The 23,609-nt window shown below is 67.8% G+C and carries 26 protein-coding genes; 14 read left to right on the top strand and 12 right to left on the bottom strand.

From position 1 onward, the window contains the following. The first annotated feature begins 204 nt into the window (after positions 1-204). The 8 genes from ACQY46_RS09055 (at position 205) to ACQY46_RS09020 (ending at position 8,084) form a co-directional block, all read left to right on the top strand. Complete coding sequence (locus ACQY46_RS09055) at positions 205-1,128, top strand: MBL fold metallo-hydrolase (protein ID WP_428699916.1); 924 nt, start codon at positions 205-207, stop codon at positions 1,126-1,128. Between the two features lie 130 nt (positions 1,129-1,258). Then, on the top strand, positions 1,259-1,966 hold the full coding sequence (locus ACQY46_RS09050; protein ID WP_428699915.1) for an HAD family hydrolase: 708 nt from the start codon (positions 1,259-1,261) through the stop codon (positions 1,964-1,966). Between the two features lie 2 nt (positions 1,967-1,968). After that, positions 1,969-2,682, top strand: a complete 714-nt coding sequence (locus tag ACQY46_RS09045; protein WP_428699914.1) for an HAD family hydrolase — start codon at positions 1,969-1,971, stop codon at positions 2,680-2,682. 129 nt (positions 2,683-2,811) lie between these two features. Next, positions 2,812-4,434, top strand: coding sequence for a long-chain-fatty-acid--CoA ligase (locus ACQY46_RS09040; RefSeq protein ID WP_428700451.1), 1,623 nt, complete (start codon positions 2,812-2,814; stop codon positions 4,432-4,434). Positions 4,435-4,538: 104 nt separating this feature from the next. Next, complete coding sequence (locus ACQY46_RS09035; RefSeq protein ID WP_428699913.1) at positions 4,539-5,549, top strand: DUF1499 domain-containing protein; 1,011 nt, start codon at positions 4,539-4,541, stop codon at positions 5,547-5,549. A 276-nt stretch (positions 5,550-5,825) separates the two neighbouring features. Beyond that, positions 5,826-5,972: a hypothetical protein gene (locus ACQY46_RS09030; RefSeq protein WP_428699912.1), complete on the top strand. Its 147-nt coding sequence runs from the start codon at positions 5,826-5,828 to the stop codon at positions 5,970-5,972. Between the two features lie 127 nt (positions 5,973-6,099). Beyond that, on the top strand, positions 6,100-7,074 hold the full coding sequence (locus ACQY46_RS09025) for a magnesium transporter CorA family protein (protein ID WP_428699911.1): 975 nt from the start codon (positions 6,100-6,102) through the stop codon (positions 7,072-7,074). Then, complete coding sequence (locus ACQY46_RS09020) at positions 7,071-8,084, top strand: hypothetical protein (protein ID WP_428699910.1); 1,014 nt, start codon at positions 7,071-7,073, stop codon at positions 8,082-8,084. The genes ACQY46_RS09025 and ACQY46_RS09020 overlap by 4 nt, the downstream gene beginning before the upstream one ends. Positions 8,085-8,093: 9 nt before the next feature. On the opposite strand, the gene ACQY46_RS09015 is transcribed toward ACQY46_RS09020, so the two are convergent. After that, the gene (locus ACQY46_RS09015) at positions 8,094-8,603 is read right to left on the bottom strand and encodes a GNAT family N-acetyltransferase (RefSeq protein ID WP_428699909.1); all 510 of its coding nucleotides are present in this window, start codon (positions 8,601-8,603) and stop codon (positions 8,094-8,096) included. A gap of 230 nt (positions 8,604-8,833) precedes the next feature. On the opposite strand from ACQY46_RS09015, the gene ACQY46_RS09010 reads away from it, so the two are divergent. The 3 genes from ACQY46_RS09010 to ACQY46_RS09000 all read left to right on the top strand — a co-directional run bounded on the left by ACQY46_RS09010 (position 8,834) and on the right by ACQY46_RS09000 (position 10,614). Continuing rightward, positions 8,834-9,337: an RT0821/Lpp0805 family surface protein gene (locus ACQY46_RS09010; protein WP_428699908.1), complete on the top strand. Its 504-nt coding sequence runs from the start codon at positions 8,834-8,836 to the stop codon at positions 9,335-9,337. Between the two features lie 128 nt (positions 9,338-9,465). Further along, positions 9,466-10,473, top strand: coding sequence for a DnaJ C-terminal domain-containing protein (locus ACQY46_RS09005; protein ID WP_428699907.1), 1,008 nt, complete (start codon positions 9,466-9,468; stop codon positions 10,471-10,473). A gap of 12 nt (positions 10,474-10,485) precedes the next feature. Continuing rightward, positions 10,486-10,614: a hypothetical protein gene (locus ACQY46_RS09000; RefSeq protein WP_428699906.1), complete on the top strand. Its 129-nt coding sequence runs from the start codon at positions 10,486-10,488 to the stop codon at positions 10,612-10,614. A 21-nt stretch (positions 10,615-10,635) separates the two neighbouring features. Here ACQY46_RS09000 and ACQY46_RS08995 read toward each other — a convergent pair whose 3' ends face one another. The 3 genes from ACQY46_RS08995 to ACQY46_RS08985 are packed head-to-tail and all read right to left on the bottom strand — an operon-like array spanning position 10,636 to position 14,076. Then, entirely contained in the window at positions 10,636-11,499 is an 864-nt protein-coding gene (locus tag ACQY46_RS08995) for an SDR family oxidoreductase (RefSeq protein WP_428699905.1), read from the bottom strand. 28 nt (positions 11,500-11,527) lie between these two features. Next, positions 11,528-12,283 carry a crotonase/enoyl-CoA hydratase family protein gene (locus tag ACQY46_RS08990; protein WP_428699904.1) on the bottom strand — a complete coding sequence of 252 codons (756 nt, stop codon included), beginning with the start codon at positions 12,281-12,283 and terminating at the stop codon, positions 11,528-11,530. A 23-nt stretch (positions 12,284-12,306) separates the two neighbouring features. After that, positions 12,307-14,076 (bottom strand): acyl-CoA dehydrogenase, encoded by a 1,770-nt coding sequence (locus tag ACQY46_RS08985; RefSeq protein WP_428699903.1) that lies wholly within the window; start codon positions 14,074-14,076, stop codon positions 12,307-12,309. A 196-nt stretch (positions 14,077-14,272) separates the two neighbouring features. Between ACQY46_RS08985 and ACQY46_RS08980 the strand changes: the two genes are divergently transcribed. The 3 genes from ACQY46_RS08980 to ACQY46_RS08970 all read left to right on the top strand — a co-directional run bounded on the left by ACQY46_RS08980 (position 14,273) and on the right by ACQY46_RS08970 (position 17,029). Continuing rightward, positions 14,273-15,265 carry an L-threonylcarbamoyladenylate synthase gene (locus ACQY46_RS08980; RefSeq protein ID WP_428700449.1) on the top strand — a complete coding sequence of 331 codons (993 nt, stop codon included), beginning with the start codon at positions 14,273-14,275 and terminating at the stop codon, positions 15,263-15,265. A gap of 436 nt (positions 15,266-15,701) precedes the next feature. Then, positions 15,702-16,631, top strand: a complete 930-nt coding sequence (locus ACQY46_RS08975; RefSeq protein ID WP_428699902.1) for a histone deacetylase family protein — start codon at positions 15,702-15,704, stop codon at positions 16,629-16,631. 143 nt (positions 16,632-16,774) lie between these two features. Beyond that, on the top strand, positions 16,775-17,029 hold the full coding sequence (locus ACQY46_RS08970; protein WP_428699901.1) for an exodeoxyribonuclease VII small subunit: 255 nt from the start codon (positions 16,775-16,777) through the stop codon (positions 17,027-17,029). 20 nt (positions 17,030-17,049) lie between these two features. On the opposite strand, the gene ACQY46_RS08965 is transcribed toward ACQY46_RS08970, so the two are convergent. From ACQY46_RS08965 to ACQY46_RS08930, 8 genes are all read right to left on the bottom strand, one after another. After that, a complete protein-coding gene (locus ACQY46_RS08965) occupies positions 17,050-18,168 on the bottom strand; it encodes a class I SAM-dependent methyltransferase (protein ID WP_428699900.1) in 1,119 nt (372 codons plus the stop codon). Between the two features lie 35 nt (positions 18,169-18,203). Then, complete coding sequence (locus ACQY46_RS08960) at positions 18,204-19,463, bottom strand: class I SAM-dependent RNA methyltransferase (RefSeq protein ID WP_428699899.1); 1,260 nt, start codon at positions 19,461-19,463, stop codon at positions 18,204-18,206. Between the two features lie 51 nt (positions 19,464-19,514). After that, complete coding sequence (locus ACQY46_RS08955; RefSeq protein ID WP_428699898.1) at positions 19,515-20,258, bottom strand: TlyA family RNA methyltransferase; 744 nt, start codon at positions 20,256-20,258, stop codon at positions 19,515-19,517. Between the two features lie 12 nt (positions 20,259-20,270). Then, positions 20,271-20,405: a hypothetical protein gene (locus ACQY46_RS08950; protein WP_428699897.1), complete on the bottom strand. Its 135-nt coding sequence runs from the start codon at positions 20,403-20,405 to the stop codon at positions 20,271-20,273. A 27-nt stretch (positions 20,406-20,432) separates the two neighbouring features. Next, entirely contained in the window at positions 20,433-21,050 is a 618-nt protein-coding gene (locus tag ACQY46_RS08945; protein ID WP_428699896.1) for an SCO family protein, read from the bottom strand. Between the two features lie 7 nt (positions 21,051-21,057). Continuing rightward, positions 21,058-21,666: a copper chaperone PCu(A)C gene (locus ACQY46_RS08940; RefSeq protein WP_428699895.1), complete on the bottom strand. Its 609-nt coding sequence runs from the start codon at positions 21,664-21,666 to the stop codon at positions 21,058-21,060. Between the two features lie 49 nt (positions 21,667-21,715). Then, positions 21,716-22,108, bottom strand: a complete 393-nt coding sequence (locus tag ACQY46_RS08935) for a hypothetical protein (protein WP_428699894.1) — start codon at positions 22,106-22,108, stop codon at positions 21,716-21,718. Positions 22,109-22,197: 89 nt separating this feature from the next. Next, a complete protein-coding gene (locus tag ACQY46_RS08930; protein WP_428699893.1) occupies positions 22,198-23,607 on the bottom strand; it encodes an MFS transporter in 1,410 nt (469 codons plus the stop codon). Positions 23,608-23,609: the final 2 nt, after the last annotated feature.

Below are 23,609 nucleotides of genomic sequence, written 5' to 3'. Positions count from 1 at the left end.
GGACAGGCTTGTCGCCCGGCCGCCACGTCGACCTGCGCTTGACTGTCCCCCTTCATGCAGTCCCGACGTTATTTCCGCAGAAAAAAGGATGCAACCCAAAGATTAGCCGGCTGTGGACCATTTCCTTGCCAGTTTGCGCGCTTGCCGGGAGCGCCCTTTTTCGTATAGGCAAAAGCGAAAATCAGACACGGATCGCCGAAAGCCATGGTTTCCCTGCGACATGACCGCGATTTCGACCCCCGATACGGCAGTGCGGTGGAGATTTCGCAAGCGATACGCCGCCTGACCGCGCACAATCCCGGTCCGTTCACATGGCATGGCACCAACAGCTACCTGATCGGCCGCGACGAGGTGGCGGTGCTCGACCCGGGTCCGGCCGACGCGGCACACATGGAGCGGCTGGTGACGGCGGCCGGCGAGGGCCGCATCGCCGCGATCCTCGTGTCGCACACCCATATGGATCATTCCCCCGGCGCGCGGATGCTGAAGCAGATGACCGGCGCGCCGATCATCGGCTGCGGCGCGCATCGGGCGGCGCGGCCGCTGAACGCCGGCGAACGCAATCCGCTCGATGCCAGCGCCGACGGCGAGCACCGGCCCGACCGCGAGATGGCGGAGGGCGACACGCTCGTTGTCGACGGGCTGTCGCTGACCGCGATCGAAACGCCGGGACACACCGCGAACCATCTCGCCTTCGCGCTCGACGAGGGGAGCATCCTCTTCTCCGCCGACCACGTGATGGCCTGGTCGACGTCGATCGTCGCACCGCCGGACGGCGCGATGAGCGCCTACATGGCCTCGCTCGCCAAGCTGGCCGGGCGCGGCGACGCGCGCTACCTGCCCGGCCATGGCGGCCCGGTGGAGGATCCCGCCGCTTACGTCGCCGGGCTTGCAGCCCATCGAAGGGCGCGCGAACAGGCGATCCTCGACCGCCTGGTCTCGGGCGCGCAGACGATTCCGGAGATGGTCGCCACGATCTATGCCGATGTCGATCCCGCCCTGCATGGCGCGGCCGCACTCTCCGTGCTGGCGCAGGTCGAATGGCTGGTCGAGCGCGGGCTCGTGCGCGCGGACGGGGAACATCGCGATACGCCCGTGACATTGGCGAGCCGGCTTGTCGCCACCTGACCTCCTGCGGCTTTGACGAAACGCAGGGAACGTGGCATTTCACTTCTGCTTCAGTTTCCCGAATGTCCGCGCCCCGGCCGCAGCCGGCGGCCGGACGCAGCCTGACCTTCCTTCCGACGGACCGACCCCCATGCGCATCAAGGCCGTACTCTTCGACCGCGACGGCACGCTGACCGACTTCGACCGCACCTGGGGACCGGCGATCTCGCACGTGCTGCGCGATCTCGCCGGCGGCGACCCGGAAATCCTGCGCGTGCTGCAGGATCTCGCGATGTTCGACGTGGAGCGCGCCTGTTTCACCGGCCCGTCCGTCCTCAAGGTGCAGTCGCCGGCCGACTATTCCACCGGATGGGCGGAAGTGATCGGCGAAAGCGACCCGAAGGCCATGCTGGAGCGGATCGAAACGACGCTGCTGGAACATTGCGCCCGCACCGTCACCCCCTTCGACGGCGTGGTCGACACGCTCAAGACGATCCATGCCGGCGGCCTGCCGATGGGGATCGCCACCAACGGCACGGAAGCCTCGGCCCGCAAGCAGATGCATGCGCTCGGCCTTGGCCAGGCCTTCGGTTTCCTCGCCGGCTACGACAGCGGACACGGCTCCAAGCCGGAGCCCGGCCAGCTTCTCGCCTTTGCCCGCCACACCGGGCTGGCACCGCAGGAAATCGCCATGATCGGCGACAGCCTGCACGACATGCATGCGGCCAAAGCCGCCGGCATGTTCCGCATCGCGGTCACGACGGGCGCCATCGAGCGGCCGGCGCTGGAAGCGGAGGCGGATGTGGTCATCGACACGATGGCGGAGCTGCTGCCGCTGGCGCTCGGACGGGCGGCCTGACGATGGCGGCGATAGAAGCGGTTCTCTTCGACAAGGACGGCACGCTGATCGACTTCCAGGGCACCTGGGGGCCGACCTTCCACGTCCTGATGAGCGAATTGTCGGGCGGCGACATGGCGATCGCCGAGCGGCTGGCGGAAGCTGCGGGTTTCGACCTACCGGCCCGTCGCTTCGCGCCCGATTCGGTGCTCGTCGCCGGCTCCAATGACGACATTGTCGATGCCTTCGCCGAGATTCTCGGGCTGCCCGACCCGCGAGCGCTCGCCGACGACATCAACGCCCGCATCGGCGACATGAGCCTGCCCTATCTGTCACCTTTCGACGACCTGATACCGATGCTCGACCGGCTTGCCGTGCACGGGCTGGTGCTCGGCGTGGCGACCAACGATTCGGAAGCCTCGGCCCGCGCGCAACTCGCGGCAATGGGCGTCAGCGACCGTTTCGCCGCGATCATCGGCTTCGACAGCGGCCATGGCGCCAAGCCCGGCCCCGGCATGGTCACGGGCTTTTGCGAGGCGCTCGCCCTCGACCCCGCCTCCGTCGTCATGGTCGGCGACAGCCTGCACGACATGCATGCCGGGCGGGCCGCGGGCGCGCGCACCCTCGCCGTCACCACCGGAACGGTCGGCGCCGAGGTGCTGGCCCCGCATGCCGATCATGTGGCCACGTCGCTGAGCGAGGCGCTCGCCTGGATCGAACTCCAGCGCGCCGGATAAGGCTCTCCTCCCGCCCTTGCGCCGGAGACGCGCTGGACAGCGCCCCGGTTGCCGGTGCTATGCTCCTCCTTACAAGAAAAACCTCGCCACAAGAGGCACTTGCCGGAGGAACACATGCCACAGCCCGTCATGCCAGGCCTGATGCAGGACTGGTCGCTGACCTGCACCCGAATCCTGGACCACGCCGCGCGCAACCATCCGGGGCGGGAAATCGTCTCGCGCTCCGTCGAGGGACCGATCCACCGCACCACCTATGCCGAAGTGCATGCGCGCGCGCTGCGCCTGGCGAAACGGCTTCAGGCCGACGGCATCCGCGAGGGCGACCGGGTGGCGACGCTGGCCTGGAACACCTGGCGGCACATGGAGGTCTGGTACGGGTTGCTCGGCATCGGCGCCGTCTATCACACGGTCAATCCGCGCCTCTTCCCCGACCAGATCGCCTGGATCATCAACCACGCCGAGGATCGTTTCCTCTTCGTCGACCTTACCTTCCTGCCGATCGTCGAGAAGATCCGGCCGCAGCTTGCGAACATCGAGAAGATCATCGTCCTCAGCGATGCGGCGCATCTGCCGGAGAGTTCACTCGATCTCGTGCCCTACGAGGAGTGGCTGGCCGAGAGCGACGGCGACTTCGCCTGGGTGGAGCTCGACGAGAACGCCGCCGCCGGCATGTGCTACACCTCCGGCACCACCGGAAACCCGAAGGGTGTCGTCTATTCGCACCGCTCCAACGTGCTGCACGCGATGGCCGCGTCGGTGCCGGACATGCTCGGGCTTTCGGCCCGCGACCGGGTGATGCCGGTGGTGCCCTTCTTCCACGCCAACGGCTGGTCGCTCGCCTTCTCCTCGCCGCTGAGCGGCTCCGCGATGGTGATGCCCGGGCCGCGCATGGACGGCGAGGCGATCTGGGAACTGCTCGACGGCGAACGCGTGTCGCTGACCGCCGCGGTGCCGACCGTCTGGCTGATGTTGCTGCAATACCTGGAAAAGAGCGGCAAGACGCTGCCCCATCTCGACCGCGTGGTGATCGGCGGATCGGCCTGCCCGCGCGCCATCACCAGGGCTTTCGAGGATGTCTACGACGTGCGGGTCAAGCATGCCTGGGGCATGACCGAGATGAGCCCGCTCGGCACGGTCTGCGCGATCAAGGAGGAGGTCGCGGAGCTTGCCGGCGAGGCGATGCTCGACCTGCAGGAAAAACAGGGCATCGCGCCCTTCACCGTCGAGATGAAGGTTACCGGCGACGACGATGACGAACGCCCCTGGGACGGGCGCACTTTCGGACGGCTGAAGGTGCGCGGACCGGCGGTCTCGCGCGCCTACTACAAGGAAGAGGATGCCACCGTCCTCGACGGGGAGGGTTTCTTCGAGACCGGCGACGTCGCCCATATCGATGCCCAGGGCTACATGCAGATCACCGACCGGGCCAAGGACGTGATCAAGTCCGGCGGCGAGTGGATCTCGACCATCGACCTGGAGAACCTGGCCCTCCTGCACCCGGACGTCGCCGAGGCGGCGGTGATCGGTATCGCCCATCCGCAATGGGACGAGCGGCCGCTCCTGGTGATCGTTCCCAAGGACGGAACGCAGCCGGACAAGGCCTCGATCATGGCCGTGTTCGAGGGGCGGATCGCCAAGTGGTGGACGCCGAACGACGTGGAGTTCGTCGACGAGATCCCGCATACCGCGACCGGAAAGATCAAGAAGACGGCGCTGCGCGAGCAGTTCTCGGGCTACGCTTTCGACGCGTAGCCAGGCGGGCCGCCCTGCACAAGGCGGTTCGCAATTCCGTTCGCTCATGGTAAGCGGTTGGAAGCAAACGCGTTCGTCCGCACGTCGTGCGAAAGTCCGCATCCGTGTCCGTCGCCACAGGGATCTCCGCCCGCCGCATGCGCAAGGTTCTGCCCATCTTCCGGTCGCGGCTCGCGGCGGCAAGCGTCAAGAGCGGACGGCTGGCGGTGCCGGTCCTGGTGATCGCAGCACTGGCGCATCGCGCCCAGTTCGTCACCACGCCGCAATTCCTCGTCCTGCTCGCCCTTGGCGTCCTGCTTGCCGCCTTCGCCTGCGCCGCCGCGACGCTGGCAGCGCTCGCCCTGTGGCGGAAGGGCGGCACCGGCTGGGCACAGGCGATCCGGGGTTTTGTCTACGGCGCACTGGCGCTTGCGCCCGTCGCCTTCTCGCTGCACGCCTTCGCCACCCATCCCCGGCTTGCGGACGTCAGCACCGACACGGCAAACCCGCCGGCGCTGGCCGGTGGACGCGCGTTTTCCGGCGCCGCGCTGCAGGAGCAGACCTATCCGGATCTCGTCACCCGCCGCTTCCGCATCGCGCCCGGCGACCTGCACCGGGCAGCGCTCCAGGTGGCCGACAGCAGCGGCTGGACGGTCACGGCCGAACTGCCACCCGGCATGCCGGACGAGCCGACCCGGTTCCAGGCCGTGGCGACCTCCCTGATCTTCGCCTTTCGCGACGACATATCGGTGAGGATCATGCCCGACCCGGTCGGCGCCCGCTTCGACATCCGCTCCGCTTCCCGTTTCGGCGAACACGACCTCGGCGCCAATGCCACCCGCATCCGCCATTTCCTGGAGGATCTCGACGCGGTCCTGATCGCCGCCTATGGCGCGATCGAGCCCGTCGAGGAGGACGACGAACTGCCGGACCTGCCGCTGGCCGACCCGGACGCACCGCCGCGCGAGGACGGGCCGCCGCCGCTTCCGGGCGCCAAACCGGAGGCGCAGGGCACACCGGAGGACGACGACGGGGAGCAGACCGGGCTGCCGCAGCTGGAGGAGCTGCCGCCGGAGCTCTCGGAAATCTACGAAGGAGATCAGCCTTCGGCTCCCGGGACCGACACGGCCCAGTAAACGTTGCAAACCGGCAACAGATGCCATTGCAAAGACAGCACAGTTCTTGGAACTCTTTGAAAACAATAGCGCCCTGCCATTTTTAGCGGTTTCGCGGGCATTGGAAAAACCGCAAGCCGGCGGCGAAAAATCGCGAAAGGTTACAAGGCGATAAGAAGAGTGACTGGCGCCAACATGTTTCCTTGCGTCATCCTTAGTTTTGTCCAAATCGGAACAGATTTGTGCGCAATGCCAATGGGGATGATCCCCCGGCGCCACGAGTACCTGGACCCAGTGATGACTTCCAAAGCGACCCAAACCGCCCCGACAGCCCCCCGCCCGAATCTCGACGCGCTTTACAAGCCGGTGGGCATCAATGCCGTGACGGCGGCCAACATCTGCAAGACGGGCAAGGTCAAGGCTTCCGCGCCCAAGGCCAAGTAGGCACCGTCGCAGCTGCGACCGGACGGGCGGGGTCTCCGCCCGACACGGCTTTTTTGCGGTAAATCCGACATGAAATCAGGCTAGGTTTCCGGGGCAGCCAACGCGACGTTCCGGGAGCCTTATCCTCATGATCACAGCCTACACACTCGACGCCGGCAAGATTGTCGAGGTGCGTTGCTCAACGGAAACGCGCATTCCCGATCTGGCCCTGTGGGTCGACCTTGCGACACCCACGCCCGACGAGCGGGCGCTGGCGGAGGCATGGATCGGCACAGAGATCCCGACCCGCGAGGAAATGGCGGCGATCGAGACCTCGGAGCGCCTCTACGAGGCGGACGGCGCCTTGATCATGACGGCGGTGATGCCGCTGATCGCCCGCGATCCCGACCCGAAGACCGCCTCGATGACGCTGGTCGCCACCAAGGGACTGCTGGTCTCGCTGCGCCACGGGGAGCCGGTGTCGGTCTCCGTCGCCGTACGCCGTATCCAGAGCGAATCGATCCCCATTCGCGGCGCGACGGATATTCTCTTCGTGCTCCTCGATGCCATTGCCGACCGGGCCGCGGACGTGGTCGAGGACTGCTCCAGCGCCTTCGATGCCGCTGCCAGCGACGTGTTCGAGCGCGGGATCGACAGCCGCAAGAGCGCGCAATACAAGGCGACCATCCAGAAGATCGGCCTGATCGGCCTGAAGATCGCCCGGATGCATGATTCCTGCGCCAGCCTGGAACGGCTGTTCCTGTTCCTGTCGGTGCACGCCAAGACCATCGGCCTCACCGGCCAGCAGAAGACCGCGGCGAAGGCCCTTGGACGGGATATCCGCTCGATCCGCGAGCATGCCTCGGGGCTCGATACGCGGCTCAACTTCCTGCTCGATGCGACGGTCGGCCTGGTCAACCTGGAGCAGAACCAGATCATCAAGATCTTCTCGGTGCTGGCCGTCGTGTTCCTGCCGCCGACGCTGATCGCCTCGATCTACGGTATGAATTTCGGCGACATGCCGGAACTCAGATGGGCCTGGGGCTACCCGTTCTCGATCGGCATCATGCTGGTCTCCGTCGCCCTCACCTTCCTTTATTTCCGTTGGAAGAAGCTGCTTTGAAGCCTGCTGGCGGTCTCTTCACACGGTTGCTGCGCAAGCTGCGCGACGCCAACATCCTGCCGCTCGTCCACAGGCGCCGGCCAGGCCGGGGCCGGTGGTCGCGCATCGCCGTCCGGGACCGGGGCGAACGCCTGCCCCTGCGCGGCAGGTTCGCGTCCGAGTTCCTCCCCGGCTGCTACCGCGCCTACTATCCCGTCCTCGCCCTGCGCAGCGATGCCGCGCTTGCCCGGCACTACGAGCGGCGCGGCCGGGCAGAGGGGCGCGTCGGCGCGCCGCAGGCCTTGCGCCGCCAGTTCATCGACGCGTTGCAGACCGACGAGCCGGCGCTGGAGATCGGCGCCTTCCACCGGCCGATGCTGAAGGGAGCTAATACCAGGCATTTCGACATCCGCACGCACGACCAGCTCGCCGCCTATGCAGTACAGATCGGCGAGGATCCCTCCGGCGTTCCGCAGATCGACTTCGTCTCCCCGCTCGGCGACCTCTCGATCATCGGCGAGAAATTCGCCCTCGTCGCCTCCTCGCATGTGATCGAGCACCAGCCGGACCTCGTCGCGCATCTGGTACAGGTCGAGCGACTGCTGGAGCCCGGCGGCCTCTACGCGCTGGTCATTCCCGACTGCCGCTACTGTTTCGACCATTTCATCGCGCCCTCGACGATCGCCGAAGCGGTCGCCGCCTGCATCGAAGGCCGAAGGGTGCACGGGCTCGGCAAGATCATCGAGATGCGCGCGCTCACCACCCACAACGATGCGGTTCGGCACTGGCATGGCGACCACGGCACACTGGACAATGTCGAGGACATGACCCGTGCGGCGATCGACGAATGGGAGGCAAGCGCCGGCGGCTATGTGGACGTGCATGGCTGGCGCTTCACGCCGGAAAGCTTCCGCGAGATCATGACGCTCCTGAACGAACTCGGCCTGACCGGGCTTTCACCCTACCGGGTCTACCCGACGCCCTACCGCGCCGGCGAGTTCTGCGCCGTACTGGAAAAGCGCGGCGGCTGACTTCACGGATCAGGACGCCGCCCGCAAACGCCTTCGATAGAGCGTGACCGGTTCGCCGCGATAGGTGGCCTCGGCATAGGAACGGAACCCGGCCCGCCGGGCGACCGCGATCGAGGGGGCGTTGTCGGGCGCGATCATGCAGGTCGCCAGATCGCGGGGGATGTTGGCCGCCCCCCAGGCCAGCATCGCGGCGACGGCCTCCCCGGCGTAGCCGAGACCCTGACGCTCCGCGATCACCATCCAGCCGGCCTCCGCCGTCCCGTCGAGCGAGGGCTCCACGTCCCGGCGGAAGTCGATGAACCCCGCCTCCCCGACGAAACGGCCGCCGGCGCGCTCCGTGAGCGCCCAGTAGCCGAAGCCGAGAACAGCCCAGTGGCCACGGGCCCGCAGCAACCGGGACCAGGCCTCCTCACGGGTTTCGACAACACCGCCGACGGCAAGCCGCGGGTCGCTGCGCATGGCGAAGAAGACGTCGAAATCCTCCACCCGCAAGGCACGCAGGCAGAGGCGTTCGGTCATGACTTCCGGAGCGCGGTCGAATGCATGCATGGATCTGTGCGGCCTTCCGATTCGTTTCGACCGGCCGGGCGCTTTGCCACCGGTGCGTGCAAGCTGCTGCCATAGCAGCCAAAACGGAAACGCTGAATTACCCCGGTTACAGTTTGTTAATCGGTTTCTCCGATCCTGTTGCAATGGCGCAACATCCTCGCTTGCGAGGCAGTGCGCGGAAAGCCCCAGGAGCCATCGCCATGACATCCAGGCACGGCATTGCGACATCCTTCGGACGACACGAGGTCAAGGCCGGCTTTCGCCGATGCGGCACCGCGCTTGCCCTTGGCCTGACGCTGCTCGCCGGAGCATGCGGCAGCGTGTCGATGCCGATGGGCAGCGCCGACCCGGAAACCCCGCTCGACCTGACAGGCTCCATCGACGGGCAGCAAAATCCCGCCGACGTGGATATCAGCGCGCAGGACCGCGCGATCATCGCCAAGGCGATCGCGACAGCGCGCGAGGACGGCATCGCCGAGCCGCCGTTCTCCTGGAACAATCCGATCAGCGGCAACTCGGGCACGATCATCGCCCTGGTCGACGACACGCCGGCCAACGGCACCGGCTGCGCCCGCTTCGAAACGACGGCCAACACGATCGGCGGTGTGCGCGCCTATAACGGTGTCGCCTGCCAGGACCTGATGCGCGACTGGGCCGTGATCGGTCTCACCGTCAAGGACGGCAACGACGACAGCGCAGGCTGAAGTCAGGACGGCGGCCTGCAAGGGCAGCCGGCAGGCTACTGGATTTTATTCCTATCAATTACCATATGGTTCACGAGCATCGCGCGGGTGTATACCCGTGTCCACCATTCATCATTGCGGTCTGAACCATGCGTGACCCCTATAGCGTCCTCGGCGTCGGAAAGTCTGCGAGCGAGGCCGAGATCAAGAAGGCGTTCCGGAAGCTCGCCAAGACGTGCCATCCGGACCAGAACGCCGACAATCCCCAGGCCAAGGAACGCTTCGCGGAAGCGAACCAGGCCTATGAGATCCTCGGCGACAAGGACAAGCGCGCGCGCTTCGACCGGGGCGAGATCGACGCCGAAGGCAAGCCGAAATTCCATGCCCACGGCTTCGAGGGTTTCGGCGACAACGACATCTTCCGCCAGGCACGCGGCGCACGCGGCGGTTTCGGCCAGGGCGGTGCGGCCGGCGGTGGCGGCTTCGACGATATCCTGAACGACATTCTCGGAGGTTTCGGCGGCCGGGCGCGCGCGGGCGCGGGGGCCGGCGCGGGAGGCCCCGGCATGGGCGGAGCCGGCATGGGGGCAGGCATGGGCGGCGGACGGGCGGCCACGCCCCGGCGCGGTGCCGACGCGCAGGTGACGGCGCGTGTCACGCTCGAGCAGCTGGTGCATGACCACAAGGCCCGCGTGACGCTGCCCTCGGGCAAGGCCCTCGACGTCAAGCTGCCGGAGGGAACGACAGACGGCGAGAAGATCCGGCTGCGGGGCCAGGGCCATCCCGGCGAGAACGGCGGCAGTGCCGGTGACGCCATCGTCGAGATCCGGCTCGCCCGGCACCCGCTTTTCGTGCCGGCCGACGACGACCTGAAGCTGGACCTGCCGATCAGCCTCTACGAGGCGGTGCTTGGCGGCAAGGTGCGGGTGCCGACGCTCGACGGAGCCGTCAACCTGACGGTCGCCGCGAACGCGCGGGCCGGCAAGACCATGCGGCTGAAAGGCAAGGGCCTGCCCAACAAGAACGGCGGCCGGGGCGACCTCCTGGTGACGCTGCGCATCGTCCTGCCCGAGGAAGAGGACGAGGAACTTGCGACCCTGATGCGGGCCTGGAAGGAACTGCGCCCCTACCGGCCGCGCGGCCCCGAATTCGACTGACGGGTCCGGCCGATGGCGGATCGTGGCGGCAAATCACGCAAGTCCCGCAAGGACGCCCATCCTGTCTGGCGCGTCCTTGCCTTTGCCGTGGCGGCCGGCGCCTTCCTCGGCGCGCTCTTGTGGAAGGCCATGGGCTGGTAGGCTCCAGCGCCGAACTTGCCGTCAGCCCTTCACGGGCCCCGTCGATGCCGGCGCAACGCTGTCGTCGGGCACGAAGAAATCCGGCATCAAGGGCATCGACGGATCGACCCGGTAGCGGTCGAAATCGCTGACGCCGCGCGAGGCGAGGAAGGTGTCGTCGATCAGGAAGTTGCCGGTGAACTCGCGCGAGGGACTGGTGAAGATCTCCCAGGCCGCGTCGGCCAGGATCTCCGGCGTGCGGCTCTTCGAGACCATGTCGCCGCCGCCGATGAGGTTGCGCACAGCGGCGGTGGCGATCGTCGTGCGCGGCCACAGGGCGTTGACGGCGATGCCCTTGTCGCGCAATTCGCCGGCAAGGCCGAGCACCGCGAGGCTCATGCCGTATTTGGCGATGGCATAGGGGGTGAAGGGGGCGAACCACTTCTCCTGCATGTCGAGCGGCGGCGACAGCATCAGGATATGCGGGTTGTCGGCGCGCGCCAGATGCTCCAGCGCATGCTTGCAGCAGGCCAGCGTGCCGCGCGTGTTGATCTGGTGCATCAGGTCGAAGCGCTTCATGTCGGTCCGGGCAAGCGGCGTCAGCTGGATGGCGCTGGCGTTATTGACGAGAATGTCGATCCCGCCGAAAGCCTCCACCGTGCGCGCCATCGCCTCCGCCACATTCCCCTCGTCGCGCACGTCGACGACCAGCGGCAGGGCACGGCCGCCGGCTGCCTCGATCTCCTCGGCGGCGGTGTAGATCGTACCCTCCAGTTTCGCATGCGGCTCGGCGGTCTTGGCCGCGATGGCGACACTGGCCCCGTCCCGGGCGGCGCGCAGGGCAATCGCCTTGCCGATGCCGCGCGAGGCGCCGGTGATGAAGAGCGTCTTGCCCTTGAGCGACATGTCGATCCTCCCGTTGGTGGCACCCGGCTCAGCCGGCCGGCCGCGCCCTGTCCATGAATGCGGTGAAGGCGGCGCGGGCCTCATCGGAGGAAAGCCGCTCGGAAAAGAGCCGGATCTCCTCCTCCATGCGGGCCCGCAGCTCGTCACGGTCGCCGACCAGCAGGGCGCGTGACAGGCGCATGGCCTCCGCCGGCTTGGCGGCAATCGCCTGCGCAGCGGCCAGCGCACGCGGTTCCAGCTCCTCCTCCGCGACGATGTGATTGACGAAGCCGGCGGCCTTTGCCTGCACCGGATCGAAAGGCTCGCCGAGGCAGAGCAGCTCAAAGGCGCGGGCATGGCCCATGGCGCGCGGGGCAAGCAGGCTTGCGCCGGCCTCCGGCACAAGGCCGAGATCCAGGAACGGCGTGCGGAACACGGCGCGCGGACTGGCGAAGATCATGTCGCAATGAAACAGCAGCGTCGTGCCGACGCCGATGGCAAGTCCGTCGACGCCGGCGACGAGCGGCTTGTCGCACTGCACCAGCGCGCGAAGGAACCGCACCACCGGCGCATCCTGCATGCCGCCGCCGGACATGGCGAAGCCGAGAAAGTCGCCAATGTCGTTGCCCGAGGTGAAAGCTCCAGGCACACCCAGGAGGAGATGGGCGCGGATCCCCTTGTCCGTGTTGCCAGCCTCCAGCGCACCGGCGAGCGCCTCGTACATCTCGCCGGTCAGGGCGTTTTTCTTCGAGGGCCGGTTCAGGCGGATCACCTGCACCGCGCCGTCGCGCTGGATCTCGATCATCCCGGTTCCTTTCAGCTCAGGCCTCAGGCGGCCGGATCATAGGCAAGCACCGCATCGGCGGCGGCGATCACCTGCTCCTTCAGCGCCGCGGTCTCGGCGAGATGGGCGGCGGCGAAGTAGCGGGCCAGAAGCAGGCGACGTTCGGCGGCAGGCGACTGCTCGCCCCGGCAGGCGAGCGCGCCCTTGACCAGCATGGCGCCGCCATAGGCGATGCCCATCAGCCGCAGGAACGGCGTGGCACCGGCCAGCGCCTCGCTCTGGCGCCCTTCGCCCAGCGCCTCCAGCATCCACTCGGCGGCGTCCGAAAGGCTCCCCAACGCCCGCTCCAGCCGGCTACCCGCATCGGCGAGCTCCGAGCCGGCGCCGTGCGCTTCCTGCGCGATCGCCGAAAGCTCGGCGATCAGGCCGCGAATATGGTCCCCGCCGGAGAGCGGCAGCTTGCGAGTGACCAGATCGATCGCCTGAATGCCGTTGGTGCCCTCGTAGATCGGAGCGATGCGGGCGTCGCGCAGGTGCTGGGCAGCACCGGTTTCCTCGACATAGCCCATGCCGCCATGGATCTGGACGCCAAGCGAGGCGACCTCGACGCCGATATCGGTGGACAGCGCCTTGGCGATCGGGGTCAGGGTTGCGGCGCGTTCGCTCCAATGGGTGCGGGCGTCCGCGTCGCCGGCAAGCCGCGCCATGTCGATCGCATGCGCGTTGGTGAAACAGGCGGCGCGGGCGACCTGCGTCCAGGCCTGCATGGCGAGCAATGTGCGGCGAATGTCGGGATGACCGGCAATCGGGCTCATGCCCTCGCCGGTGTCGCCGGCGACGCGCCCCTGGCGGCGCTCGTTCGCATAGGCCAGCGCCTGCTGGGTGGCACGCTCGGCGACGCCGAGGCCCTGGATGCCGACCGACAGGCGGGCGTTGTTCATCATCGTGAACATGCAGGCGAGGCCGCGGTTCTCCTCGCCGATCAGCCAGCCGATGGCCCCGCCCTCGTCGCCATAGACCATGGTGCAGGTGGGTGAGGCATGGATGCCGAGCTTGTGCTCGATGCCGGCGCAGCGCACGTCGTTGCGCTTGCCCAGCGAGCCGTCGGCGTTGACGAAGAACTTCGGCACGAGAAAGAGCGAGATGCCGCGCGTGCCGGCGGGCGCGTCCGGCAGACGGGCGAGCACCAGATGGACGATGTTGTCGGTGAAGTCCTGCTCGCCGAAGGTGATGAAAATCTTCTGCCCGAAGATGCGGTAGGTGCCGTCACCGACGGGTTCGGCGCGGGCCCGCAGCGCGTTGAGGTCGGAGCCGGCCTGCGGCTCCGTCAGGTTCATGGTGCCCATCCATTCGCCCGAAACAAGCTTCGGCAGGTAGGTGTCCTGCAACTCGCGGCTGGCGTGCTTTTCCAGCGCCTCGACCGCGCCCATGGTCAGTGTCGGGCCGATGGCAAAGGCCATGGAACCAGAATTCCACATCTCGAGCGCCGCCGCATGCAGCATCATCGGCAGGCCCTGGCCGCCGAATTCCGGCGAGCCGGTCAGCGAGTTCCATCCCCCTTGCGCCCAGGCACGGTAGGCCTCGCGCCAGCCCGGCGGCATGGTGACCTCGCCGTTTTCCAGTTTCGCGCCGACACGGTCGCCGGGCGCGTTGAGCGGCGCGATCTCCTCGGCCGCAAAGCGCCCCGCCTCCTCCAGGATCGCGTCCACCAGATCGTCGGTCACCTCCGCGTGGCCCTCGTGGGCAAGCACATCGGCAAGGCCGGCCACATGCTTCAACGTGAAGGCAATCTCCGAAACGGGGGCACGATACATATTTCACTCCCTGGCAGGCGCGGGCCGGCGGCTTGACGAAATGCGGCACAGGCCGCAGAACCGCCGGGCATTTGTGGTTGGGCGCGAGGATGGTCCGTGTTGACGTGAACGTCAATCGGTGACGTTGCGGCAAGGCTTTCCGGTGCCGGGGCGGCTCCCGCCTCGCGAAGGACAACAGTACGGAGTGAACGAGGCGATGCGCCGCTGGCAGATCGATCCCAACGAGGAGAACTGGCGCGCCACCGCCGCCTTCGAGGCGGCGGTGGCGGATCTCGTCGCGGGCCGGCTTCTCGCCATACCGACGGAAACGGTCTACGGGCTCGCCGCCGACGCCTCCAACGCGCTGGCCTGCGCCGACATCTATGCGGCGAAGGGACGGCCGAGCTTCAACCCGCTGATCGCCCATGTGGAATCCACGGAAGCGGCCGAGCGGCACGCGCTGTTCGATACGCGCGCCCGGGCATTGGCCGAGGCCTTCTGGCCGGGGCCGCTGACGATGGTGCTGCCGAAACGGGTCGACAGCCCGATCTGCGAGCTTGCCACGGCCGGCCTGCCGAGCGTGGCGCTGCGGGTGCCGGCAGCGGCGATCATGCGCGATCTGGCGCGAGCGAGCGGCCGCCCCATTGCCGCGCCCAGCGCCAACCGGTCGGGGCGTATCAGCGGCACCACGGCCGAGGCCGTGGCCGGCGATCTGGGCGACCGGCTGGCCCTGCTCATTGATGCCGGGCCGACCCCGGTCGGGGTGGAGTCCACCATCGTCGCCCTGACCGACGAGCACGCGCGCCTGCTGCGCCCCGGCGGCATCGAGCGGCAGGCCATCGAGGCCGTGCTCGGCGAAACGCTTGCAGCGCCCCTGTCACGGCCGGATGACGCGCCCGACGCCCCGGGCATGCTGTCCTCCCACTACGCGCCGCGCGCGGCCCTGCGGCTCGACGCCACCCATGTGGAGCCGAACGAGGCGCTGCTCGCCTTCGGTCCCGACCTGCCGCCAGGCGCGGAACATGCCCGGGCCGTCTTGCAGCTGAGCGCAAGGGGCGAGTTGCGCGAAGCGGCGGCGCGGCTCTTCAGCGCCATGCGCCAGCTCGATGCAAGCGGCGCAGAACGCATTGCGGCAATGCCTGTACCGGAGACCGGCCTCGGCGAGGCGATCAACGACCGGCTGCGGCGGGCGGCGGCGCCGCGCCTCTGACGTCCGGCCCGACTCCGGCATACCCGGCCGGTTGCAAGCGACAGATGAGAGCGTCGAATACTGTTATTTTTTACAATGAAAACCATATGCCGCTGCGTAAGACCCAACGCAACCCCAAGATGAAAATTCACCTTTTTCGCATTCCGCCTTCTGCAAAGCCGGCGAATCAATTAGTATTATAATTGCCTTCACAGGCGATGCAGCGGACCTCCCCTACGGGCCTTGTCATGCCCGCACCTTCCACCGGGGCCGGCAGTCGGATGCCGCCCCGGCTTTCTTTTGTCCGCCAGCCCGCATGCCGGCCCTCCCGGTTCCCTCCCCAAGGCTTGCACATCCTGCCATGCCGTTTGCGCTCGCTCATTGACAGCCGCCTGACCGGCCGGTCAGATGGGCGCGAAACGCCAGCATCGACAATGGCCCGCGCAAGGAAACGCTCTTGGGAACGCTCTACCTGCACCATTCCGCCTATCTCGACCATCTGACGCCGGTCGGTCATCCCGAGCGGCCGGACCGGATTCGCGCGATTGACCGCATTCTCGAGCATGAGCGCTTCCAGACCCTGCAGCGGGACATGGCACCGATGGGCCGGATTGCCGACATCGCCCGCGTCCACCCCTCCTCCTATATCGACATGCTGCACAACGCCGCCCCGACGGACGGGCTGGTGCGCATCGACGCGGACACGACCATGTCGCCGGGCAGCTGGGAGGCGGCGATGCGCGGCGTCGGCTCAGCCTGCCGGGCCGTCGACGAGGTGATGGAAGGCAAGGTCAGCAACGCGTTCTGCGCCTCGCGCCCGCCCGGGCATCACGCCGAGACGGCCCGCGCGATGGGGTTCTGCTTCTTCAACAACGCCGCCGTCGCCGCCCGGCACGCGCAGGAAACATACGGCGCGGAACGGGTCGCGATCATCGACTTCGACGTGCATCACGGCAATGGCACCCAGGACATCTTCTGGAACGACCCGAGCGTGATGTACTGCTCGACCCACCAGATGCCGCTTTATCCGGGATCGGGCGCGGCGAGCGAGCGCGGCGAAGCGGACACGATCGTCAACGCGCCGCTTTCAGCCGGTGACGGCGGCGAGGAGTTCCGCGAGGCGATGGAGGTTGCGATCCTGCCCCGGCTGGAGACGTTCCAGCCGGACCTGGTGATCATTTCCGCCGGGTTCGATGCCCATCAGCGCGACCCGCTCGGCGGGCTCAACCTTGTCGAGGCGGACTTCGCCTGGGCGACCCTGAGGCTGATGGACATCGCCGACCGGCATTGCGGCGGCAAGGTGGTCTCGCTGCTGGAAGGGGGCTACGACCTGGAAGGGCTCGCCCGCTCCGCCGCCGCCCATATCATGACGCTGATGAAGGCCTGAGGCGGCCCTTGCCGGTCCTGGCCGGCGCTCCCTGTCCACAGCCAGTGCGGACGGGACCGGCAGCGCTCCTTGCCCGGGCCGGCCACGGCCTCTAGGATCGCCGCTCAACCGATGAAACCCGTCACCGACCCGGGAGCCCCTGCGTGAGCCGAGACGAGATCGACCCGGAGATCACAGCGCTTGCCTTCGAAGCAGCGCTGAAAGAGCTGGAGACCATTGTCGGCCGGCTGGAGCGCGGCGACGTGCCGCTGGAGGAAAGCATCCAGCTCTATTCGCGCGGCGATGCCCTGCGCCGCCATTGCGACACGCTGCTGAAATCGGCCGAGGCCAAGGTCGAGCGCATCCAGCTCGCCGAGGATGGCAGCGCGGCAGGCACAGCCCCCCTCGACGTCGACTGAACGACCGAGCGCGTGGACGCTCACGCCTTCTCGTAGAGCGCGACGCGCGAGAGGAAAGCGGGAGACAGCTCCCGGCGGCGCAACCCGCCCGCCGAGAACAGCGCATCGAGATCCTCCGCCAGATAGCTGCGGTAGTAGGGCTCGTGGAAGAGGTCGGGGAAGAGCTCCAGCAGCCCGTCGTTTTCCGGCAGGTCCCCGCTCTGCAGGCTATCGATAAAGATCAGGCGCCCGCCCGGCTTCAGCACCCTGCCCAGCTCGGCGGCGACAACGGCCCGCACCTTCGGCGGCAACTCGTGGAAAAGATAGACGCAGCTCACCGCGTCGAGGCTTTCATCCGCGAAGGGAAGGCGCTCGGCATTGGCATTGACGAACCCCGCCCGGCCGCGCCGGCCGGCGGGCAGCGCCTCGCGGGCATGCGCCAGATAGGGTTCGGACAGGTCGACGCCGACGCCGCGCAGGCGCGGGAAGGCGGCAAGCGCGGAGGCAAGCAATCCGCCGGTGCCGCAGGCAATGTCGGCATAGGCGACACGGCGCTGGTCCTTCTCGCGCAGGAGTTCCGACAGATGCACGAGCCCCTGCCGCCGCATCGCCGCCGTGGCCCCCTTGAACAGCACCTCGACCTGGAAGTCGTAGATGCGGGCACTGTCGCGTGACAGCCAGCCATCGGTCTGGAAATGAAAGTTCTGCCGGTAGTATCGCGGCAGGCCGGAGGCGGCCTCGCGGGTGGTATCGAACACCTCCTGATGGGCTTCGCTCACCCGCCGCCTGGCGACCTTGGGCACATCGGCCAGAAAGCTGCGGCTGAGATCGAGAAAGGCGCGCGGACGCCCGAACTCGCCCTCCGGCACGGGATAGTGGCCTGCCTCGATATTGGCGAGGTCGCGGGCGAAAAGCCCCGCGATCTGGGAAAAGAGCCGCTTGAGGTCGGGGGTCGACGTCGTTCGCGCAGGCTTCGGCGGCCGGGTGGACGTCTCCTCTTCGCCGCGCTCCAGGCGGGCCTTGCGCACCACCCGGCGGGAGATTGCCTGGGCCACTTCCCCGTGGGCCGCGAACCAGACGACACGGGAGCCCTGGCGCGCCACATAGCGCGCCCTGCGGGCCCAGTTGAAGGCACGACCGGCGAGGCTTGCTTGCGCCATGAGCTTTCCCCGACATCCGTTGCCGGGCGACCTTCTCAGCCGCGCGACAGAACCACCACAACCTCAATATGGGGCGAATGACGGAACTGATCCACCGGAAGGATGGAGCGCGGCCGGTAACCGCCATCGACGAGGATGCGCAGGTCGCGCGCCAGTGTCGCCGGATTGCAGGACACGGCGACGACGACCGGGACCTTCGAGCGGGCAATCTCGCGGGCCTGTGCCTCGGCACCGGCGCGCGGCGGATCGAAGACGACCGCCTCCATGCCCCGGCCGAAATCGTCGAGCTCGCCGGCGGTGAGCGGGTTGCGCATCAGGTCGCGGCGCTCGGCATGGATCTGGCGCAGCGCCCCTGCACCGCCGCGCATCGCCCGCTCGAGCGCGGCCAGGGCCGGCTTCTCGCCCTCCACCGCGCGGATGGTCGCCTTGCGGGCAAGCCGGAGCGCGAAGGTGCCCGACCCGCAGAAGAGATCGGCGACCTTGCGCGCCTTGCCGACACCGGCGACGACGCGCTCGACCAGCGCCTGTTCGCCGGCAGCCGTTGCCTGGACGAAGCTGCCCGGCGGCGGCACGACCGTCACGCCGTCCATCAGAAGCTCCGGCGAGCGGGCCTCGACCAGCACCTCGCCATTGAGCGACAGGCGGGCGATGCCCGCGGCCATCGCCTCTTCAATGAGGCCGGCCACGGCCCTCGGCTCGGTTCGCGCCGGCGAGGCCAGCGCCAGGTCGGCGCCGTTCGGCGTGGCAAGCACGGTCAGCGTCACCTCGCCCTTGCGCGGCATGACGCGCGCAGCAAGCGACCTCAGCACCGGCAACAGGCCGGAAAGCTCCGGCACGAGCACCGGACAGGTTTCGATATCGACGAGACGATGGCTGGCCCGCTCATGAAAACCGAGCAGGATGCGGGATCCGGCGCGGGCGGCGGCGAAGACCGCGCGGCGGCGCCCCGCCCCGCCTGCATCGACCGTCGGCTCGACCAGCGATGCCCAGTCCTCAAGTCCCCTGGAGGCGAGGGCGGCGATGACCTGCCCGCGTTTCCATTCCAGCTGCGCGGGAAGCGCCATGTGCTGGAGGGCGCAGCCGCCACAGGTGCCGAAATGCGGACAGGCGGGCTCCACCCGGTCGGGAGATTGCGTCACCACCTCGACCATGCGGGCGCGGGTGCCGTCAGGGGTGACGCGCACCGTCTCGCCCGGCAGCGCGAAAGGGACATGGACGGGACCGTCGGGCGTCTCCGCCCTGCCCTCGCCCTTGTGGGCAAGGGCGGTGATCTCAAGAAGGTTGTCTTTGCTCATCGCGCCCGATTAGGCCTTTGAACCGGCAAGCGCAAGTGCGGTGAGCGCGGCTCAGTCGGCCTTCTGCCCGGCAAGCAGCCATTCGGCATTGCCGTCACCGCCGGCAATCGGCGACGGCGCAAGGCCGACAACCGACCAGCCGGGCTGTTCGCCGAGCCAATCGGAGAGATCGCGGGCGACCGCCTCGCCCACTTGCGGGTCGACCAGGCCGCCCTTGCCGACCGCGTGCCAGCCGGCCTCGAATTGCGGCTTGACCAGAAACAGCCCCAATGCCCCGGGGGCGGCGAGCGCAAGCGCCGGCGGCAAGGCAAGGCGCAGCGAGATGAAGCTCATGTCGGAGACGACGATTTCAGGCGCCTCGCCATCGAGATCGGCCAGGTCAAGCGCGCGCGCGTTGACCCCGTCGCGGCGGCGCACCTGCGGCAGTGCCGCGATCCGCTCGTGAAGCTGGTCGTGGCCGACGTCGATGGCATGGACGCGGCGCGCGCCGGCCTCGACCAGCACCTGGGTGAAGCCCCCGGTCGAGGCGCCGAGATCGAGCGCGACCTTCCCCGCCACATCGATGGCGAAGCGCTCCAGCCCGGCCTTCAGCTTGAGTGCCGCGCGCGAAACATAGTTTCCGGCCGGATCGTCGATGGAAAGCTCGGCGTCGACAGCGACCTTCTGGCCTGGCTTTTCAACGGCAAGACCGGCGACGCGCACATGGCCGCGCAGGATGGCGTCACGGGCCCGCGCGCGGGTCTCGACGAGGCCCCGCGTCACCAGCAGCTGGTCAAGCCGGTCCCTGTCCGCCATGAAAGCCGCCGTTCAGAAGCAGTTGGCGATGCCGGTGAGCAGCCGCTCGACATAGATGCGCTCCCCGTAGACCCACCACAGCAACCCGCTCGCCGCGAAGGCGGCGGCGAAGAAAATGCCGGCGGGGAGCATCAGGTCGGAGCGCATCTCTCAGGTCCGTGTCAGGTGCGAGGGTCAGCCGGCATTATCGATCAGGCGGCGCAGTTTGGCCATGGCGTTTTCCGGTGCCTCTTCATAGGCGATGGTGCCGACGAAACGGTTGTCGGAATCCATCAGGAAAACCGCGGCCGAATGATCCATCGTGTAGTCGCCATCGTCGAGCGGCACCTTGCGGGCATAGACCCGGTAGGCCGCGAGCATCGCCTCGACCTGCTCCGGCGAGCCGGTCAGAGGGCGGATGCGGTCGTCGAACGCGGCGACGTAGTCGCGCATCACCTCGGCCGTGTCGCGCTCCGGATCGACGGAGACGAAGGCGAAATTGACCTTGTCAGCGTCAGGCCCGAGTTTCTCGATCCACATCTGCGTCTCGGCGAGCGTCGTCGGGCAGACGTCCGGGCAGAAGGTGAAACCGAAGAAATAGGCCGTCGGCTTGCCCTTGAAGTCCGCCTCCGTGACGGTTCGTCCGGCCGCCGCGTCGACCATCGTGAACGGACCGCCGATGGATGCGGCGGGCGACAGCAGCCCTCCGCCCTTGGGGCCGAGATAGTGCTGGGCGGTGACAAATCCGATGGCGCCGAGCAGGACGGCCACCGCCGCCCATGCCACATAGCGCAGGATCTTCAATCCTGACATGCTCGTCTCAATCCTTCGACTTGTCGTGGGTCATGTGACCGGCTTCGCCGCCATGGTCCGTCTTGCCGTGATCCATCGTGCTGTGATCCATGGTGCCGTGGTCCATGCTGCCGTGGTCCATCTGGCCACCGGCATGTTCGCCATGCTCAGGTCCCTTGGCGCCGATACGCTCGACCTTGAAATCGAGCGTGACCTCGCCCGCCTTCTCGAAGGTCAGCGTGACCGGAACGTTCTCGCCTTCCTTCAACGGCCCGGTGAGGTCGAAGAACATGACGTGATAGCTGCCGGGCTTCAGTTCAAGCGTGCCGCCGGCCGGAACCGGAATGCCGTCCGCCATCTCGCGCATCTTCATGACGCCGTCGGCCACGGTCATCTCGTGAAGTTCCGTGCGCTTGGAGACATTGGCCGAGGCGGAAACGAGACGGTCCTCGCCGCCGGCATTGACGATTGTGGCAAACCCGCCGCCGGCCCTGGCGCGGGGCGGCGTTGCCCGGGTCCAGGGGGAGGAGACGGTGATGTCGCCGACGGTCTTCGTGTCATGGGCAAACGCCGGAACGGCGAGAAGAGCAGACAGGACGAGGGCCGCGCTGGTCGCGGCGGTCTTGAAAAAGGTCATGATGATTTTCCGGATTTCGATTGCAGTTCCGCCGCGCGCCAGGCGCGGCTCACACGGGCAATGAAACCGGAACGGGCGGGGCGCGAATGCCCCCCGACGCCAGGAGCGCGCGCGCACCGGGCGGCGTGTCGCGCATGACGAAGCGCGGGGACGAGACGCGAAGCACCGGGCGCACCGACACGGCAGCTGACGCGCAGCCGCCCGTCAGGCAGGCCGTGCCATGCGGACAGACGGGACCGCAAGGACAAATCCCCTTGCCGTGACCGGGGGCAGGCTGTGCATCCCCGTCGGCCGCCTGACCGCCAATGCAAAGAACCTTGAGACCGCTGTCGCCGCTTGTCGCGGCCGCCGTGAAGGTGCCGGCAACGAGCTGGACGACGAGCGCAAGCGCGCAGAGCACCGCCAGCGGCAGCGCCTCGCGTCTGAACAGCCCAAGGAGCATGGTGTCTCTCGTCATCGGCGCGACAATGCCCCAGCACCCGGCCAAGGTCGAGGGGTGATTTGCCGCAGGCCCCGCCTGCTGCCTGCCGCTCAGCGGGAGGGCATGACCGCGTCTCTGTCGTCGGGCCCGGGTTCCGAAGCGCCGTCATCCTCGACATTTTCGGGACCGAGGGAGAAATGCTCCTCCATCACCGGGCCGTCCTCCTCGCCTGTCTCGGCATCGCGTTCATAGTCATAGGCCGGAAACTCCTCCGGCGAGATGACATAGGGATCCTCCAGGTCGAGCGGTTCCGGCGACAGCACGGTACCGACCTGGGCCGAGGCGGCATAGTCGAAGTCGGTCTTGTCTTCCACCGACAGGGCGGCGCGCTGGAACAGGCGGGAGAAGATGTAGAGGCCCATCACGGCCTGGATGATGGCAACCTGCAGGAACAGTCCCCACGGACCGACCGACTGCATCAGGTAGGAGGCCGTCAGCGGGCCGATGGACGACCCGATGCCGAAGGCGAGGTTCATGCCCGAGGAGGTCTCGACATAGTCGTCGCGGTCGGCGTGGTCGAACGCGTGCGAGGCGGCGATCGCATAGGCGGGCTGCGTCGCGACCCCGGCAAGAAGGGCAAGCATCAGCGCCATGCCGACACCGTCGATCGAGACGGTCATGAAGACGATGCTGACAAGCACGGCGCTCACCGACAGGCCGAGCAGGATGAGGCGGCGATCAAGCCGGTCGGACAGGCGGCCGATGGGCCATTGCGAGATCGCACCGGCACCGACGATGGCAGCGGCGAAATAGGCGGCATTGTTGGTGGTTAGGCCGATCTGGATCGCATAAAGCGGCGCCAGCATCCACAGCGCGCCCTGCGTCACGCCGATCAGCAGCACCGCGACCAGCGCCGTGGGCGAGTTGCGGTAGAGCTTGACCGGACGGAAGCGCACCACCGTGATCGGCGCCGGCTGGTTGGCGGTGGTCAGCGACACCGGGATGACCGCCAGGCTGACGGCGACGGAAGCGATGGCAAACGGCACGAAAGTGGAAATGTCGGTCGCCGTCAGCGAGATCTGGCCGGCGGTCATCGCGGCATAGACCAGCACGATGTAGATCGACATGATCGTGCCGCGGTTCTCGTTGGAGGCCTGCTCGTTGAGCCAGCTCTCGACGATCATGTAGAAGCCGGCGAGACAGAAGCCGGAGACGATGCGGATCAGGCTCCAGGCGAGCGGGTCGACCATCAGGGGGTGGAAGATCGCGGCGGCCGACATCAGCGACACCAGCGCGGCAAAGGCGCGGATGTGGCCGGCGCGCATGATCACGTAGGGCGCGCCGAGGCAGCCCAGCACCAGTCCGAAGAAATAGCTCGACGACACCAGACCGACCGCAAGGTCGGAAAAGCCCGCCTGCGAGCCGGCCAGCGGCAGCAAGGTGCTTTGCAGCCCGTGCCCGGTGACAAGCAGGGCGATGGCGATGAGGAGGGCCGATACCGGGGCCAGCGTCTGCGCCATGG

It is taken from the genome of Stappia sp. (assembly GCF_965276915.1).
GTDB lineage: Bacteria > Pseudomonadota > Alphaproteobacteria > Rhizobiales > Stappiaceae > Stappia.
Note: the sequence above shows the minus strand (reverse complement) of the source record. Positions and strands in the feature narration are given on the sequence as shown.

Coding starts and splice junctions, on each gene's coding strand:
- ACQY46_RS09055 (WP_428699916.1), top strand. CDS start 205: ATGGTTTCCCTGCGACATGACCGCGATTTCGACCCCCGATACGGCAGT.
- ACQY46_RS09050 (WP_428699915.1), top strand. CDS start 1,259: ATGCGCATCAAGGCCGTACTCTTCGACCGCGACGGCACGCTGACCGAC.
- ACQY46_RS09045 (WP_428699914.1), top strand. CDS start 1,969: ATGGCGGCGATAGAAGCGGTTCTCTTCGACAAGGACGGCACGCTGATC.
- ACQY46_RS09040 (WP_428700451.1), top strand. CDS start 2,812: ATGCCAGGCCTGATGCAGGACTGGTCGCTGACCTGCACCCGAATCCTG.
- ACQY46_RS09030 (WP_428699912.1), top strand. CDS start 5,826: ATGACTTCCAAAGCGACCCAAACCGCCCCGACAGCCCCCCGCCCGAAT.
- ACQY46_RS09025 (WP_428699911.1), top strand. CDS start 6,100: ATGATCACAGCCTACACACTCGACGCCGGCAAGATTGTCGAGGTGCGT.
- ACQY46_RS09015 (WP_428699909.1), bottom strand. CDS start 8,603: ATGACCGAACGCCTCTGCCTGCGTGCCTTGCGGGTGGAGGATTTCGAC.
- ACQY46_RS09010 (WP_428699908.1), top strand. CDS start 8,834: ATGACATCCAGGCACGGCATTGCGACATCCTTCGGACGACACGAGGTC.
- ACQY46_RS09005 (WP_428699907.1), top strand. CDS start 9,466: ATGCGTGACCCCTATAGCGTCCTCGGCGTCGGAAAGTCTGCGAGCGAG.
- ACQY46_RS09000 (WP_428699906.1), top strand. CDS start 10,486: ATGGCGGATCGTGGCGGCAAATCACGCAAGTCCCGCAAGGACGCCCAT.
- ACQY46_RS08995 (WP_428699905.1), bottom strand. CDS start 11,499: ATGTCGCTCAAGGGCAAGACGCTCTTCATCACCGGCGCCTCGCGCGGC.
- ACQY46_RS08990 (WP_428699904.1), bottom strand. CDS start 12,283: ATGATCGAGATCCAGCGCGACGGCGCGGTGCAGGTGATCCGCCTGAAC.
- ACQY46_RS08985 (WP_428699903.1), bottom strand. CDS start 14,076: ATGTATCGTGCCCCCGTTTCGGAGATTGCCTTCACGTTGAAGCATGTG.
- ACQY46_RS08980 (WP_428700449.1), top strand. CDS start 14,273: ATGCGCCGCTGGCAGATCGATCCCAACGAGGAGAACTGGCGCGCCACC.
- ACQY46_RS08965 (WP_428699900.1), bottom strand. CDS start 18,168: ATGGCGCAAGCAAGCCTCGCCGGTCGTGCCTTCAACTGGGCCCGCAGG.
- ACQY46_RS08960 (WP_428699899.1), bottom strand. CDS start 19,463: ATGAGCAAAGACAACCTTCTTGAGATCACCGCCCTTGCCCACAAGGGC.
- ACQY46_RS08955 (WP_428699898.1), bottom strand. CDS start 20,258: ATGGCGGACAGGGACCGGCTTGACCAGCTGCTGGTGACGCGGGGCCTC.
- ACQY46_RS08950 (WP_428699897.1), bottom strand. CDS start 20,405: ATGCGCTCCGACCTGATGCTCCCCGCCGGCATTTTCTTCGCCGCCGCC.
- ACQY46_RS08945 (WP_428699896.1), bottom strand. CDS start 21,050: ATGTCAGGATTGAAGATCCTGCGCTATGTGGCATGGGCGGCGGTGGCC.
- ACQY46_RS08940 (WP_428699895.1), bottom strand. CDS start 21,666: ATGACCTTTTTCAAGACCGCCGCGACCAGCGCGGCCCTCGTCCTGTCT.
- ACQY46_RS08935 (WP_428699894.1), bottom strand. CDS start 22,108: ATGCTCCTTGGGCTGTTCAGACGCGAGGCGCTGCCGCTGGCGGTGCTC.
- ACQY46_RS08930 (WP_428699893.1), bottom strand. CDS start 23,607: ATGGCGCAGACGCTGGCCCCGGTATCGGCCCTCCTCATCGCCATCGCC.